The organism is Kitasatospora sp. NPDC059795 (genome assembly GCF_042732175.1).
In the GTDB taxonomy this organism is placed as follows: Bacteria; Actinomycetota; Actinomycetes; order Streptomycetales; family Streptomycetaceae; genus Kitasatospora.
The window spans coordinates 120651-135040 of the sequence record NZ_JBHWID010000014.1; the positions used below are offsets into that span (position 1 = coordinate 120651).

16 protein-coding genes are annotated in these 14390 nt (G+C 71.8%); 5 read left to right on the plus strand and 11 right to left on the minus strand.

The window, feature by feature from the left end:
• The first annotated feature begins 293 nt into the window (after window positions 1-293).
• Both ACFV4P_RS26405 and ACFV4P_RS26410 read left to right on the plus strand, forming a co-directional pair.
• A complete protein-coding gene (locus tag ACFV4P_RS26405; protein WP_380475136.1) occupies window positions 294-1586 on the plus strand; it encodes a PTS transporter subunit EIIC in 1293 nt (430 codons plus the stop codon).
• Window positions 1587-1768: 182 nt separating this feature from the next.
• The gene (locus tag ACFV4P_RS26410; protein WP_380475138.1) at window positions 1769-3016 is read left to right on the plus strand and encodes a PTS transporter subunit EIIC; all 1248 of its coding nucleotides are present in this window, start codon (window positions 1769-1771) and stop codon (window positions 3014-3016) included.
• Window positions 3017-3044: 28 nt separating this feature from the next.
• Here the strand turns inward: ACFV4P_RS26410 and ACFV4P_RS26415 are convergent, their stop codons facing one another.
• Entirely contained in the window at window positions 3045-3992 is a 948-nt protein-coding gene (locus ACFV4P_RS26415) for a LuxR C-terminal-related transcriptional regulator (RefSeq protein WP_380475140.1), read from the minus strand.
• 160 nt (window positions 3993-4152) lie between these two features.
• Between ACFV4P_RS26415 and ACFV4P_RS26420 the strand changes: the two genes are divergently transcribed.
• Window positions 4153-5070: a branched-chain amino acid transaminase gene (locus ACFV4P_RS26420; protein WP_073815314.1), complete on the plus strand. Its 918-nt coding sequence runs from the start codon at window positions 4153-4155 to the stop codon at window positions 5068-5070.
• Here the strand turns inward: ACFV4P_RS26420 and ACFV4P_RS26425 are convergent.
• The 9 genes from ACFV4P_RS26425 to clpS all read right to left on the minus strand — a co-directional run bounded on the left by ACFV4P_RS26425 (window position 5058) and on the right by clpS (window position 11001).
• Window positions 5058-5810: an MBL fold metallo-hydrolase gene (locus ACFV4P_RS26425; RefSeq protein WP_380475142.1), complete on the minus strand. Its 753-nt coding sequence runs from the start codon at window positions 5808-5810 to the stop codon at window positions 5058-5060. The genes ACFV4P_RS26420 and ACFV4P_RS26425 overlap by 13 nt on opposite strands.
• Before the next feature lie 158 nt (window positions 5811-5968).
• Window positions 5969-6157 carry a MarR family transcriptional regulator gene (locus tag ACFV4P_RS26430; RefSeq protein ID WP_073815317.1) on the minus strand — a complete coding sequence of 63 codons (189 nt, stop codon included), beginning with the start codon at window positions 6155-6157 and terminating at the stop codon, window positions 5969-5971.
• Window positions 6158-6421: 264 nt separating this feature from the next.
• Window positions 6422-7390: a PLP-dependent cysteine synthase family protein gene (locus ACFV4P_RS26435; RefSeq protein ID WP_380475146.1), complete on the minus strand. Its 969-nt coding sequence runs from the start codon at window positions 7388-7390 to the stop codon at window positions 6422-6424.
• On the minus strand, window positions 7390-7668 hold the full coding sequence (locus ACFV4P_RS26440) for a MoaD/ThiS family protein (RefSeq protein ID WP_380475148.1): 279 nt from the start codon (window positions 7666-7668) through the stop codon (window positions 7390-7392). Before ACFV4P_RS26440 ends, ACFV4P_RS26435 begins: the two co-directional genes overlap by 1 nt.
• A 115-nt stretch (window positions 7669-7783) precedes the next feature.
• Window positions 7784-7897 carry a putative leader peptide gene (locus ACFV4P_RS26445; protein ID WP_338015809.1) on the minus strand — a complete coding sequence of 38 codons (114 nt, stop codon included), beginning with the start codon at window positions 7895-7897 and terminating at the stop codon, window positions 7784-7786.
• Between the two features lie 140 nt (window positions 7898-8037).
• Window positions 8038-8469 (minus strand): Mov34/MPN/PAD-1 family protein, encoded by a 432-nt coding sequence (locus tag ACFV4P_RS26450; RefSeq protein ID WP_380475150.1) that lies wholly within the window; start codon window positions 8467-8469, stop codon window positions 8038-8040.
• Between the two features lie 20 nt (window positions 8470-8489).
• Window positions 8490-9929, minus strand: a complete 1440-nt coding sequence (locus ACFV4P_RS26455) for an amino acid permease (protein WP_380475152.1) — start codon at window positions 9927-9929, stop codon at window positions 8490-8492.
• A 160-nt stretch (window positions 9930-10089) separates the two neighbouring features.
• Window positions 10090-10665 (minus strand): DUF2017 domain-containing protein, encoded by a 576-nt coding sequence (locus ACFV4P_RS26460; RefSeq protein ID WP_380475154.1) that lies wholly within the window; start codon window positions 10663-10665, stop codon window positions 10090-10092.
• A 42-nt stretch (window positions 10666-10707) separates the two neighbouring features.
• Entirely contained in the window at window positions 10708-11001 is a 294-nt protein-coding gene (gene clpS / locus ACFV4P_RS26465) for an ATP-dependent Clp protease adapter ClpS (protein WP_073815331.1), read from the minus strand.
• Between the two features lie 143 nt (window positions 11002-11144).
• On the opposite strand from clpS, the gene ACFV4P_RS26470 reads away from it, so the two are divergent.
• Window positions 11145-12458, plus strand: a complete 1314-nt coding sequence (locus ACFV4P_RS26470; protein ID WP_380475156.1) for a nicotinate phosphoribosyltransferase — start codon at window positions 11145-11147, stop codon at window positions 12456-12458.
• A 121-nt stretch (window positions 12459-12579) separates the two neighbouring features.
• Window positions 12580-13170, plus strand: coding sequence for an isochorismatase family protein (locus tag ACFV4P_RS26475; protein ID WP_380475158.1), 591 nt, complete (start codon window positions 12580-12582; stop codon window positions 13168-13170).
• A gap of 22 nt (window positions 13171-13192) precedes the next feature.
• Here the strand turns inward: ACFV4P_RS26475 and ACFV4P_RS26480 are convergent, their stop codons facing one another.
• Window positions 13193-14218: a hypothetical protein gene (locus ACFV4P_RS26480; protein ID WP_380475160.1), complete on the minus strand. Its 1026-nt coding sequence runs from the start codon at window positions 14216-14218 to the stop codon at window positions 13193-13195.
• Window positions 14219-14390 lie beyond the last annotated feature (172 nt).

Here is a 14390-nt window from a genome sequence, read left to right on the forward strand (position 1 = left end):
TACCGGCCGGAAGTGACTCGGGATCAGTCTGCCGCGCTTTCCGACGGCGCGACCAGCATCACCCGATTCCGGACGATATGCCATGTTGATCCACGTTCGGACCAGCTCCGCGCGCGGCCCGCTCCGTGACCGCCCGAGGATGACGAGCGTCGGGCTCGCGAACCCGGCGGACCGCCCCCGGCCTCAGAAATGGTCTACACCAATTGTAGGTGTACTCCGACAACGCCGGACGGTCCGCCGGTGTTCCTGGCCCCACCCAGAGACCGGACGGGCACGGAAACGGAGGCCGACCAATGAGTTCAGCGGGCGCCACGGCTCATCAGAGCACCTGGTGGCACACCTTCTACGGCGGCCTGCAGAAGATGGGCCGCAGCCTCCAGCTGCCGGTCGCCGTCCTGCCTGCCGCCGGCATCCTGAACCGCTTCGGCCAGGACGACATCTTCGGCAAGAACGGCCTCGGCTGGGACCGCGTCGCCACCGCCATCGGCGCGGCCGGCGGCGCGCTCCTCAACCCGGCGCTCGGCCTGCCGCTGCTGTTCTGCATCGGCGTGGCGATCGGCATGGCCAAGAAGGCCGACGGCTCCACCGCGCTGGCCGCGGTCGCGGGCTTCCTGGTCTACTACGGCGTCCTGCAGGCCTTCCCGAAGGCCTGCCCGACGCCCTCGGTGCTCGAACAGACGGTCTGCATCGACTTCGAGGCCAAGACCGCCATCAAGGTGGACTTCCAGAATCCCGGCGTGCTCGGCGGCATCCTGATGGGCCTCTTCTCGGCCTGGCTGTGGGTGCGCTACCACCGGGTCAAGCTGGTCGACTGGCTGGGCTTCTTCAACGGCCGGCGCCTGGTCCCGATGATCACCGCCCTGGTCGGCCTGCTCTTCGGCTCGCTGATGGTGTGGATCTGGCAGCCGATCGGCACCGGCCTGACGGACTTCTCCAAGTGGCTGGCCGACCTCGGCGCCGGCGGCTCCGGCATCTTCGGCGTCGCCAACCGCGCCCTGCTGCTGGTCGGCATGCACCAGCTGCTGAACACCTTCGTCTGGTTCCAGTTCGGCACCTACACCAACCCCGAGACCGGCAAGACCGCCACCGGCGACATCGGCCGCTTCCTGGCCGGCGACCCGACCGCGGGCCAGTTCCTCTCCGGCTTCTTCCCGATCATGATGTTCGCCCTGCCCGCCGCCGCGATGGCCATCGCCGCCTCCGCCAAGCCGCACCGCCGCAAGGAAATCTACGGCCTGATGACCTCCGTCGCGCTGACCTCCTTCGTCACCGGCGTCACCGAGCCCATCGAGTACTCCTTCGCCTACGTCGCCCCGCTGCTCTACGGCATCCACGCCCTGCTCACCGGCGCCTCGATGGCGATCACCTGGGCCCTCGGCGTCCATGACGGCTTCAGCTTCTCGGCCGGCCTGCTCGACTACGTGATCAACTGGGGCCTGGCCACCAAACCCTGGCTGATCATCCCGATCGGCCTCTGTTTCGCGGCGGTCTATTACGTGCTCTTCCGATTCGTGATCGTCAAATTCGACCTGAAGACACCCGGCCGAGAGGACGAGGACGAGGTCGAGGACGTCACCAAGGCCTGACGAATTCGCCCCGCGCGCCCCCGGTGGGAGACAATTCCCCACCGGGGGCGCAGGTTTCGATTGCGCAGCGCTTGCCGGGGGCGGACCTTCGGAGGGTTACGGAGCCTCTACGGCGCGTGCTAGAAACTGGACTGGACCAGTGGTCTAGACCAGGATCGCGCTGCCGTGAGGAACCGCCCGCTATGAGCACGACCGCACCGAACTCGCAGGCGGCACCGGGGATACGGACCCTGGCCTCCCGGGTCTTCCCCGCCCTGCAGAAGGTCGGCCGCAGCCTCCAGCTCCCGATCGCCGTCCTGCCCGCCGCCGGCATCCTGCTCCGCCTCGGCCAGGACGACGTCTTCGGCACCCGCGGCCTCGGCTGGACCAAGGTCGCCGAGGTCTTCGCCGCCTCCGGCCACGCCGTCTTCGACTGGATGCCGCTGCTGTTCTGCGTCGGCATCGCGATCGGCGGCGCGAAGAAGTCCGACGGTTCCACCGCCCTCGCCGCGCTGGTCGGCTTCCTGACCTACCACCAGGTCCTCACCGCCTTCCCCAAGACCCCTTACCAGGTGCTCCCCGGCAAGGACATCGAGGCCACCTACCAGGACCCCGGCGTCCTCGGCGGAGTCGTCGTCGGGCTGCTCTCCGCCTTCCTGTGGCAGCGCCTGCACCGCACCCGCCTGGTCGACTGGCTCGGCTTCTTCAACGGCCGCCGCCTGGTCCCCATCGTGATGGCCTTCGTCGGCACCGGCCTCGGGGTCTTCTTCGGCCTCTGCTGGGGACCGATCGGCTCCGTCGTCGACTCCTTCAGCAACTGGGTGATCGGCCTCGGCGCCGTCGGCTCCGGCATCTACGGCCTGATCAACCGCGGCCTGCTCCCGTTCGGCCTCCACCAGTTCGCCAACACCTTCTTCTGGCAGCAGGCCGGCAGCTACACCGTCGGCGACCGCACCTTCCACGGCGACCAGACCCGCTTCTTCCAACTCGACCCCAGCGCCGGTCAGTTCATGTCCGGCTTCTTCCCCGTCATGATGTTCGGCCTCCCCGCCGCGGCCCTGGCCATCGCCCACTGCGCCCGCCCCGAACGCCGCCGGGCCGTCCTCGGCATGATGATCTCCCTCGCGCTGACCTCCTTCGTCACCGGCATCACCGAGCCCATCGAATTCGCCTTCGTCTTCATCGCCCCCGCCCTCTACGCCGCCCACGCCCTCCTCACCGGCCTCTCCATGGCCGTCACCTGGGCCCTCGGCGTCCACCACGGCTTCACCTTCTCCGCCGGCGTCATCGACTACGTCCTCAACTGGGGCTACGCCACCAGACCCTGGCTGATCATCCCGATCGGCCTGGTCATCGCGGCGGTCTACTACACGACCTTCCGCTTCGTCATCCTCCGCTTCGACCTCAGGACGCCGGGGAGGGAGGAGGACGAAGGCTTCGAGGACGGGTGAGCAGGGCACGCGCGGGCGACGACGGCGTTCAGATCCACCCCAGACGGGCCGCGTGCACCCCCGCCTGGAACCGCGACTGCGCCCCCAGCGCCGCCGTCAGGTCCGCCACCAGCCTCCGTACCGTCCGGTCCGAGATCTCCAGCTTCCGCCCGATCGCCTGATCCGTCAGCCCCGCCGCCAGCAGCCTCAGCACCTCCCGGTGCCGGTCGTCCGGCGCGGTCCTGCCCAGCAGCTCCGGCGGGACCCAGCTCGCCGCCCAGAAGTGCTCGAACAGCTCCCGCACCACCGACACCACCGCCGGGTCCCGCACCACCACCGCCGCGCTGCCCGGCGGCTCCCCGGGCGCGGGCAGGACGGCGAGGTGGGAGTCCACCACGATGAGCCAGAGCGGCAGCGTGTGCGCGACCCGGATGTTCGCGCCCGCGGCGGTGAGCGCCTGGACGTGCGCCAGCACCGCCGCCTGGTGCAGCGCGGCGGCGGGGTAGATGGTGCGCAGTGCGACCCGGTGCGCGAGGGCGATCCGTTCGCGGGCGAGCTTCTCGGCGAGGCCGTTCTCGGACTGGTCCTGCCCGGGCCGCAGCGACAGCGCCTCCGTCCGGGCGGCTCTCGCGGCGTCCTCCAGCAGCGCGGCGACCCGGTCGGGCCCGCGGACGAGTTCGTGCGCGGCGGCGGCGCGCAGCGGCAGGTAGTGGCGGTGCAGGTGTTCCACCTGCTCGTGGGCGTGCCGGGCCTCGCCGAGCAGCGCGGTGAAGCGGCGGTCGGAGTCGGCGAGCAGCCGGCGCACCGCGGTGTCGATCGACACCGCGGCCAGGCCGCTGGCCGTGGCGGTGGTCGTCCGGAGCAGTCCGAGCGCGTGCAGCTCCTCCAGCGCCCGTTCGAACTCCCCTCCCCCGCAGTCGAGTTCCGTCCGCAGCGCGTCCAGCGGACGGCCGGGGTCGGCGAGCAGTCGGGCGTACAGGGCGGTGCTGGTCTCCACCCTTCCGGAGCCTAGGACCGCGACCGCTGCGCGGACGTCTGCTTTTCACCATCCGAGACGGGTCCGCCATCCGAGACGGCCGCTCCGGTCGCGGCCATGGCCCGATCCGGCGGGCCCGACGCTCTTCGCCACGGCCGCCGGGCCGCCCAGGATGGCGGGCATGGCGATTCCCGAGTCTTCCGTGATCTGGTTCGACGGCGCGCTGGTGCCCTGGCACGAGGCGCGCGTCCACGTGCTCTCCCATGCGCTGCACTACGGGACGGGGGTGCTGGAGGGCACCCGGGTCTTCGGGACGGCGGACGGGCCGGCGGTGTTCCGGCTGCCCGAGCACCTGGCCCGACTGGACCGCAGCGCCCGCATGCTCCGCATCGAACTGCCGTATTCCCCGGAGGAGTTGGCCGAGGCCACGGTCGCCCTGGTGGCGGCGAACGGCCACCGCGAGTGCTACCTGCGGCACCTGGCGTTCCTGGGCTACGGCTCGATGGGCCTGGACATGCGCCACTCCCCCACGAGCGTGTCGATCGCGTCCTGGGAGTGGCCGGCCTACCTGCCGGCCGGGCGCGGACTGCGGCTGATGACCAGCAGCTGGCGGCGCACCGACCCCAACTCCGTCCCCCCGGCGGCGAAGGCGACCGGCCCGTACCTGAACTCGGCGCTGGCCCGCCGGGAGGCGACCGACGCCGGGTTCGACGAGGCACTGCTGCTGGCCCCCGACGGGACGGTCAGCGAGTGCAGTTCGGAGAACGTGTTCGTGGTGCGCGACGGCGTGCTGCGGACCACCCCGGCGAGCGCGGGGGCGCTGGAGGGGATCACCCAGGACACCGTGCTGACGCTGGCCCGCGACCTGGGCGCGGAGGTCCGGGTGGAGCCGCTGCTGCGCTCGGACCTGTACGCGGCCGACGAGGTGTTCATCTCCGGCACGGCCGCCGGCGTGGTCCCGGTCGGCTCCCTCGACAACCGTGAACTACCCTCCCACGAGGGTGAGTTGACGAAGAAGCTGGCCCAGGCGTACCGGGCCGCGGTGCACGGCGAGGACCCGCGCTACCGCCACTGGCTGACGCCGGTTCACAGCTCGTAGACGGCTCCGGCCCGCGCCAGCTCGACCGGCCCGGGGTAGACGGCCGCGGCGTCCCGCCGGTTGTGTTCGGCGTCGGTCCACGGCGGAATGTGGGTGAGCACCAGGCGCTTGGCCCCGGCCCGGGCGGCGTGCTCGCCGGCCTGGCGGCCGTTGAGGTGGATGGACTCGACGGTCTCCTTGCCGTGGGTGTAGGCCGCCTCGCACAGGAACAGGTCGGTGCCGCGGGCGAGTTCGACCAGGTCCGGGCAGATGCCGGTGTCGCCGGAGTAGACCACGCTCCGGCCGCCGTGCTCGATCCGGAAGCCGTAGGCCTCGGACTCCAGGTGGTTGACGAGGGCCGCGGTGACGGTGAGCGGGCCGAGTGCCAGCCGGGCGCCGTCGGCGAGGTCGCGGAAGTCGAAGACCTCGGTCATGCCGGGCTTCTCCGGCATGTCGTAGGCGCGGGCGAGGCGGTCCGCGGTGCCGGTCGGGCCGTAGACGGGCAGCGGGTCGGGGCAGCCCTCGACCCGGTAGTTGCGGGCCACCCAGTAGGCGCACAGGTCGATGCAGTGGTCGGCGTGCAGGTGGCTGAGCAGCACCGCGTCCACGTCGTACAGGCCGGTGTGCTTCTGCAGGTTGCCGAGGGCGCCGTTGCCGAGGTCGACGACCAGGCGGTAGCCGTCGGCCTCCACCAGGTAGCTGGAGCACGGGGAGTCCACGGACGGGAAGCTCCCCGAGCACCCCACCACGGTCAGTTTCATGCCGAGCCCTTCCCGCCCCGTCGGGCCATCGTCCGCGGCCGTCCGCGCCGCCGGGGGCGGAGCGGCTTCTTTGAGTGTCGAGGGTAAGGGCCGGGCGGCACTTTGCCCCCTCTCCCGTGCCGCGCTGTGGGCGGAATCACCAGGACGGGGCGGGCGTTTCAGCGCCGCCCGGGCCGGGCTCTGGCCCAATGCCGGATGGTCTGCGGGTACCAGCGGGGACGGCCCTCGGGGTCCAGCCGGTCGGGGTGCGGGAGCAGGCCGTGGCGCTTGTAGTTGCGGACGGTCTCGGCCTGCACGTTGATGTGGCGGGCGATCTCGACGTAGGACCAGAGCTTCCGGCCGGGCATGGACGCCCACCTCCACGGTGACGGTGAACCAAGGGTGCGCCGTCAGCCTTGGGGGGCGGTCGCGCGAAGCCGTCGCACGACGTGCCGCGGTCGCGGTTCCGTGACAGAGCGGTCACCGGGAACGGACAAATACCGGGATGTCACAGCAGTCCGACGATCCGACCGACCTACCGTACGACCGCAGCCCCGACCACCCCGGCCGCCCCGGAACGCCGACGGCGCGCCACCCGAACGAGGGTGTCGCGCCGTACAGTTGACGTTCCGTCAGGCCCAGAGCTGGCCCTGCAGGGCCTCGACCGCGGCCTCGGTGGTCTCGGCCGTGTAGATGCCGGTGGACAGGTACTTCCAGCCGCCGTCGGCGACCACGAAGACCACGTCCGCCCGCTCGCCGGCCCGGGCGGCCTTGCGGGCCACGCCGAGCGCGGCGTGCAGGATCGCGCCGGTGGAGACGCCCGCGAAGATGCCCTCCTGCTGGAGCAGTTCACGCGTGCGGGCGACCGCGTCGGCGGAGCCGACCGAGAAGCGGGTGGTGAGCACCTCGGCGTCGTACAGCTCCGGGACGAAGCCCTCGTCGAGGTTGCGCAGGCCGTACACCAGGTCGTCGTAGCGCGGCTCGGCGGCGACGATCTGCACGCCGGGGACCTTCTCGCGCAGGTACCGGCCGACGCCCATCAGGGTGCCGGTGGTGCCCAGGCCGGCCACGAAGTGGGTGACGGTGGGCAGGTCGGCGAGGATCTCCGGGCCGGTGCCGTGGTAGTGCGCGCCGGCGTTGTCCGGGTTGCCGTACTGGTAGAGCATCACCCAGTCGGGGTGCTCGGCGGCGATCTCCTTGGCGATCCGCACCGCGGTGTTGGAGCCGCCGGCGGCCGGCGAGGGGATGATCTCCGCGCCCCACATCCGCAGCAGCTCGCGGCGTTCCTCGCTGGTGTTCTCCGGCATCACGCAGACCATCCGGTAGCCCTTGAGCTTGGCCGCCATGGCGAGCGAGATGCCGGTGTTGCCGCTGGTCGGCTCCAGGACGGTGCAGCCGGGGGTGAGCCGACCGTCGGCCTCGGCACGCTCGATCATGTGCAGCGCCGGGCGGTCCTTGATGGAGCCGGTCGGGTTGCGGTCCTCCAGCTTGGCCCACAGCGTGACCAGGCCGTCCTCGTTGCCGGGCACGGCCGCGGACAGCCGCGGCAGCCGCACCAGCGGGGTGTTGCCGACGGCCTCGATCGGGCTGTCGTAACGCATTACTTCATACCGCCGGCCACGGCCGGGAGGATCGTGACGCTGTCGCCGTCGGAGAGCTCGGTGGCCACGCCGTCCAGGAAGCGGACGTCCTCGTCGTTCAGGTAGACGTTGACGAAGCGGCGCAGCTCGCCGCCGTCCAGCAGGCGGGCGGCGATGCCGGGGTGCCGGGCGTCGAGGTCGGTGAAGAGCTCCCCGAGGTTGGCGCCGTTGCCGTCGACGGCCTTGGCGCCGTCGGTGTAGGTACGGAGGATGGTCGGGATGCGGACCTCGATGGCCATGGCTGCGCTCCTGTGGAGTGACGTCGGTTGCCGGACCGGGCGGGGCACGGCAGGAAGAAGGGCCCCGGGGCAGTCGGGGCGGGAGGATCGGGAGGCTGTCGGCCGGCTCAGCCGGTCAGCGCGCGGCGGTGCCGGGACAGATCGCGCTGGCGAGCCGGCACAGGTCGACGTGCAGGCGTGCCACGAGGCGGGTGCCTGGGGCCTGAATGCTCACATCGACGGAACGCATGGACTCATCGTATAGATTCCCGCCCCCGCTTTGACATGCTTGTCTCACCATCCGGCCGGGCGTGTCCCATCCAATGAGAAAACGGGCCCGCCCGCCACGCGGAGCGCGGCTCGGGCGGGCCCATCGGTGGGCTGCCTGGCTCAGACCTGGTAGGCCTCGACCACCTCGACGTCTTCCTCCGTGATCACGCCGTCCACGATGCGGAACGAGCGGAACTGGTAGGCGTCGTCCTCGCCGTTGCCCTCGGCGGTGGAGACCAGGACGTAGTGGGCGAACGGCTCGGAGGCGTAGCTCACGTCGGTGCGGGACGGGTAGGCCTCGGTGGCGGTGTGCGAGTGGTAGATCACCACCGGTTCCTCGTCCAGGTCGTCCATCTCGCGGTACAGCTTCAGCAGGTCGCCGGAGTCGAACTCGTAGAAGGTGGGCGAGCGGGCCGCGTTGAGCATCGGGACGAACCGCTCGGGTCGGCCGGTGCCGGCCGGTCCGGCGATCACGCCGCAGGCCTCGTCCGGGTGGTCGGCGCGGGCGTGGGCGACCATCCGGTCGCGCAGTTCTCGGGTGATGGTCAGCATGCGGCCAGGATAGCGAGGGGTCATTCGCCGCTTTCGGCGTGCAGGTGGGAGTGCGGATCGCCGTGCACGGCGGCCGGGTCGCGGCGGGCCAGCAGCCGGTAGCCGACGATCAGCAGCACCGCCCAGACCGGGAACACGTACAGCGAGATCCGGGCGGTCGGGTCGAGGCCGATCAGCACCGCGACCATCACCAGGAAGGCCAGCGCCACCCAGCGGGTCCAGCTCCCGCCGGGCGCGCGGAAGGTCGGCGCGGGCAGCCGGCCGGCCCGCCAGGCGGCGTGGTAGCGGATCTGGCTGGCCAGGATCGCCCCCCAGGTCCACAGGCCGCAGACCGTGGCGACCGAGGTGATGTACTCGAACGCCCGCTCCGGGACGAGGGCGTTGAGCACCACGCCGGCGCCCATCAGCAGGCAGGAGACGGTGATCGCGGCGGCGGGGGTGCGGCTGGCGGTGAGCCGGGTGAGCCGCCCGGGGGCCTGTCGGCGCAGCGCCAGGTCGCGCAGCATCCGGCCGGTGGAGTACATCCCGGAGTTGCAGGAGGACAGCGCCGCGGTGAGCACCACGAAGTTGATGATGCCGGCCGCCGCGGGGATCCCGACCTTGCCGAAGGCGGCGACGAACGGGCTGACGCCGGGCTCGAACTCGGACCACGGCACCAGCGACAGGATGATCAGCAGCGCGCCGACGTAGAACAGCGCGATGCGGGCCGGCAGGGTGTTGATCGCCCGCGGCAGGGTCTTCTCGGGGTTCTCGCTCTCGCCCGCGGTGACGCCGACCAGCTCCACGCCCAGGTAGGCGAACATGACGATCTGCAGGGACATCACGGTGGCGCCGACGCCCTTGGGGAAGAAGCCGCCGTCCTTCCACAGGTGGGTGATCGAGGCGGTGTCGCCGGCCGCGGAGAAGCCGAAGACGAGCACGCCGATGCCGATCAGGATCATGCCGACGATCGCGGTGACCTTGACCATGGAGAACCAGAACTCGATCTCGCCGAACAGCTTCACCGAGATCAGGTTGGCGGCGTACAGCAGCAGCAGGAACACCAGCGCCGTCCCCCACTGCGGGACGCCCGGCTCCCAGAACCGCACGTAGACGGCGGCGGCGGTGGTCTCGGCCATGCCGGTGACCACCCAGAACAGCCAGTACGTCCAGCCGGTGACGAAGCCGGCGAACGGGCCGAGGAACTCGCGGGCGTACTCGGCGAAGCTGCCCGACACCGGGCGGTAGGTGAGCAGTTCGCCGAGCGCCCGCATGATCACGAAGATCACCACGCCGGCCACCGCGTAGGCGAGCAGCAGGCTCGGGCCGGCCTTGGAGATGGCGGTGCCGGCGCCGAGGAACAGGCCGGTGCCGATCGCGCCGCCGATCGCGATCATCTGGATCTGCCGGCTGCCGAGGCCCCGCTCGTAGCCCTCCTCGTCCGGGACGGGGTCGGTCGCCTCGTTCGTCTCGTGTGCCATCTGGCCGCCTCGCCCTCCCGGTCCGCGCCGACCGGTCGGCCGGCCCGCCCCGTCTTCCCTGGCTGGCAGCAGTGAATCATGGAGAAGCCCGGCAATCGTGCGATTGCCGGGCTTTCTCAGAACAATCGGACAATATGAACGAATGGCCGGGCCGAGCGGCTCAGCCCGCCATCGCCTCCAGCAGGCTCTCCTGCATCGCGCCCAGCCACAGGTAGGCGATCACCAGCGGCTTGCGCGGGTCACTCTCCGGCAGGTCGTACAGGCCGTCGTCGTCCTCCTCGGTGACCTCCAGCCGGGAGCCCAGGGTCAGCCGCAGGTCGTTCAGCGCGCCCAGCCAGCGCGGGCAGTCCCCGGCCGCCACCGCGACCACGCCGCCCTCGCCGCCCAGGCCGTCCAGCGCCCGCACCACCGCGAGGGCGTCCTCGCGCTTGCGGGCCCGCAGGTCCAGCTCGGTGTAGCGGCGGAACTCGGAGGCCATCTCGACGGCCTGCGGGTCCTCGGCCGCGCCCGGGCCGCCGTACGCGTCGGGGAACAGCCGCAGCAGCGCCGGGTCCTCGGGCGGGGTGCTGGGACCCTCGGCGAACAGCGCCGCCAACGGGTCCTCGTGCTCGCCGCCGGGCGGCGGGCCGATCAGCTCCAGCATCTGCACTTCCAGCGAGCGCAGGATGGATGCCTCGAACTCGTCCAGCGGGATCGCCGCGCCGCCGCTCGCGGCGCTCTCGAACAAACCGGCCATGTGTTTCGGATCAGTCCCTCGTGGATCGGTGGTGACGGGCCGTCAGTCGTGCTGCAGGGTGGCCCACAGACCGTAGCCGTGCATCGCCTGCACGTCGCGCTCCATCTCCTCGCGGGTGCCGCTGGAGACCACCGCCCGACCCTTGGTGTGCACGTCCATCATCAACTGGCGCGCCTTGTCCTTCGGGTAGCCGAAGTAGCTCTGGAAGACGTGCTGGACGTAGGTCATCAGGTTGACCGGGTCGTTGTGGACGATGGTCACCCAGGGAGTGTCCGGCTCCGTGACCGGAACCCCCTCCACTTCCGGGCGCTCGATCTCCACCGGCGCGACACTCACAGTCCGTCTCTCCTCGTCGACCTCGATCTTTCCCCTCGCCCCATGCTTCCATCCGAGCGACGCGGGAGCGAATCAGGGTCGCCCGACACGGGCCGGAACGGGAAATCGTCACTCTGACGCTAAGTGGTAGTAGCATCATTCCCATGGACGCCATCACCGCGCAGCGCAGCTCCGCGCTGCTCACTGACCGCTACGAGCTGACCATGCTGCAGGCCGCCCTGCGCAGCGGCGCCGCCCACCGCCGCTCGGTCTTCGAGGTGTTCACCCGCCGCCTGCCGAACGGCCGCCGCTACGGCGTCCTGGCAGGCACCGGCCGGGTGCTGGACGCCGTGGAGAACTTCCGGTTCACCACCGCGCAGCTCGACTGGCTGGCGGACCAGCGGGTGGTGGACGAGGACACCCTGCGCCACCTCGCCGACTACCGCTTCACCGGCGACATCCACGGCTACCCCGAGGGCGAGGTGTACTTCCCCGGCTCGCCGCTGCTGACCGTCGAGGGCAGCTTCGCCGAGGCGGTGATCCTGGAGACGGTGATCCTGTCGATCCTCAACTACGACTCGGCGATCGCCGCCGCGGCCTCCCGGATGACCGCCGCCGCCGGGGACCGCCCGGTGATCGAGATGGGCGCCCGCCGCGCCCACGAGCAGGCCGCCGTCTCCGCCGCCCGGGCCGCCTACCTGGCCGGCTTCTCCGCCACCTCCGACCTGGAGGCCGGCTTCACCTACGGCATCCCGACCACCGGCACCGCCGCGCACGCCTTCACCCTGCTGCACGACAGCGAGAAGGACGCCTTCACCGCACAGATCGAGTCGATGGGCCGCGCCACCACGCTGCTGGTCGACACCTACGACCTCGCCGAGGCGGTCCGCACCGCCGTCGAGGTGGCCGGCCCCCGTCTCGGCGCCGTCCGGATCGACTCCGGCGACCTCACCCTGCTCGCCCACCGGGTCCGCCGCCAGCTCGACGAACTCGGCGCCACCGACACGAAGATCATCGTCACCTCGGACCTCGACGAGTACGCCATCGCCGCGCTGGCCGCCGCGCCCGTGGACGGCTACGGCGTCGGCACCAGCCTGGTCACCGGCAGCGGCCACCCGACCTGCGCGATGGTCTACAAGCTGGTCGCCCGCGCGACCTCCGCCGACGGCGAGCTCGTCCCGGTCGCCAAGCGCTCGGCCGGCGGCAAGACCAGCGTCGGCGGCCGCAAGTGGGCGGCCCGCCGCCCCGACGCGGACGGCGTCGCCGAGGCCGAGGTGGTCGGGACCGGCCCGGTGCCCGCCGAACTGGAGCCGTACCTGCTGCACGTCCCGCTGATCTCCGGCGGCGAGGTGGTCGGCCGGGAACCGCTGGACGACGCCCGCGAACGCCACCGCCGCGCCCGCGCCACGCTGCCGCTGTCCGCCACCCAGCTGTCCCGCGGCGAGCCGGTGATCGGCACCGAGCGGCACATCGGCTGAACTCTTCCGCCGCCGCCCGGCACTCCCTAGAGTGCCAACCGCCCCACCGTCCCCACCCCGACACCCGTGCGACCGGGGCCCCGCGCCCCGGACCCCACCACCCGATGGAGAGAAGCCAGTCATGCACCGGGCCCTGATCGTCGTCGACGTGCAGAACGACTTCTGCGAGGGCGGCAGCCTCGCCGTCGCCGGCGGGGCCGAGGTCGCGGCCGCGATCACCGACCTGATCGCCGACTCCGCCCCCGGCTACGCCCACATCGTCGCCACCCGCGACCACCACATCGAACCCGGTGCGCACTTCGCCGCCGAACCGGACTACGTCCGTTCCTGGCCCGCGCACTGCGTGGCCGGCACCGAAGGCGTCGGCTTCCACCCCAACTTCGCGCCCTCGGTGACCTCCGGCGCGATCGAGGCGGTCTTCTCCAAGGGCGAGTACGCCGCCGCCTACAGCGGCTTCGAGGGCCTCGACGAGCACGGCGGCACGCTCGCCGACTGGCTGAACGAGCGCGGGGTCACCGACGTCGACGTCGTCGGCATCGCCACCGACCACTGCGTCCGCGCCACCGCCCTGGACGCCGCCCGCGAAGGCTTCGCCACCCGCGTCCTGCTCGACCTGACGGCCGGCGTCGCGCCCGCCACCACCGCCGCCGCTCTCGACGAACTGCGCGGCGCGGGCGTCGAGTTGACCGGCACGCCGGTGCTCCAGGCCTGACGGATCGTCAACTACCGGGCGTTCAGCGCTCGGTGACCACCAGCTCCACCACGTCCTCGCCGCCGAGCCGGTGGGCGGCGGCCAACTCGCCGCCGACCGCGTCCCGTTCGGCGGCGAGCCGGGACGAGCCGACGTACACCACCCGCACCCCCAGGTACTCCATCCGGTGCTGGCCGGCCCGCACCCAGGCAGCCTCGCCCTCGCTGACGCAGCGCAGCTCGGAGTCCACCTCCACCGCCACCGCCGCCTCCGGCCAGAAGAGATCCGGCACCGCGATGTACGTGCCGCCGCGCATCCGCAGCTCGGGGCCCGGCAGCGGCAGCGGCAGGCCCCGTTCCAGGGCCAGTTCCATCAGCGAGGACAGCGCCGACTCCCGTTGTGCGGCCAGCAGTTCGTCCACCGCCGCACGCACCCGCGGCTCCGCCAGCAGGTCCGCCTCGGACAGTTCCGCCAGCAGCTCGGCCGCGCCGCAGCCGCCCGGGCGCTCCAGCGCCTCGCGCAGCACCGCCCGCAGCAGCCCCGGGCCGACCCTGCCGGTCTCGAACGCGCCCTGCTCGGACCACTCGCGGATCGCGTCCGCGACCGCCCGGGCGACCGGCGCGCAGGCCAGCCCGTGCACCTCCCGGGCCTCCAACTCCCGTTCCGTGCGCCGGATCCGAACCTGCCCGGCGTCCCGCAGCCGGCGCTGCCGGGGCACCAGCACCTCCACCCCGAGCACCGCGGGCAGCCGCGGCATCGAGACGAACCCGTACAGCGCCAGCGCCGCCGCCCCGGTGATCACCGCGCGCTCCCGGCCGCCCTCGGCCCGACCGTTCTGCGCCGCGTACAGCAGCGCCGCCCACATCCGCTGCTCCGGGGTCGGCGGGCCCTCCTGCAGCAGGTACACCCGCGGCAGCAGCCGCTGCCACGGACCGCCTTGCCGGCAGTGCTCGCTCACCAGGCGGGCCGGCACGCCCCGGGCGCGCAACTGGCTGGCCGTCACCACGTTCTGCTGGCGCCGGGCGAGCTCTTCGAGGGAGGTGGGCTGCTGCGGAATCCGGTAGCTCATACCGACAACACTCCCCTTCGCCCCTGACACCCGACGCCGTACCTGACGTCCTGTTACCCAACCGTCGTCAAACCAGGACCGTCCTGCACTAAAGTCCTCATACCCTCACCCATTCGGCGGATCGGATGTTCGAACCACTGTCCGATCAGGTCGGACTTTTCGCCTACAATCC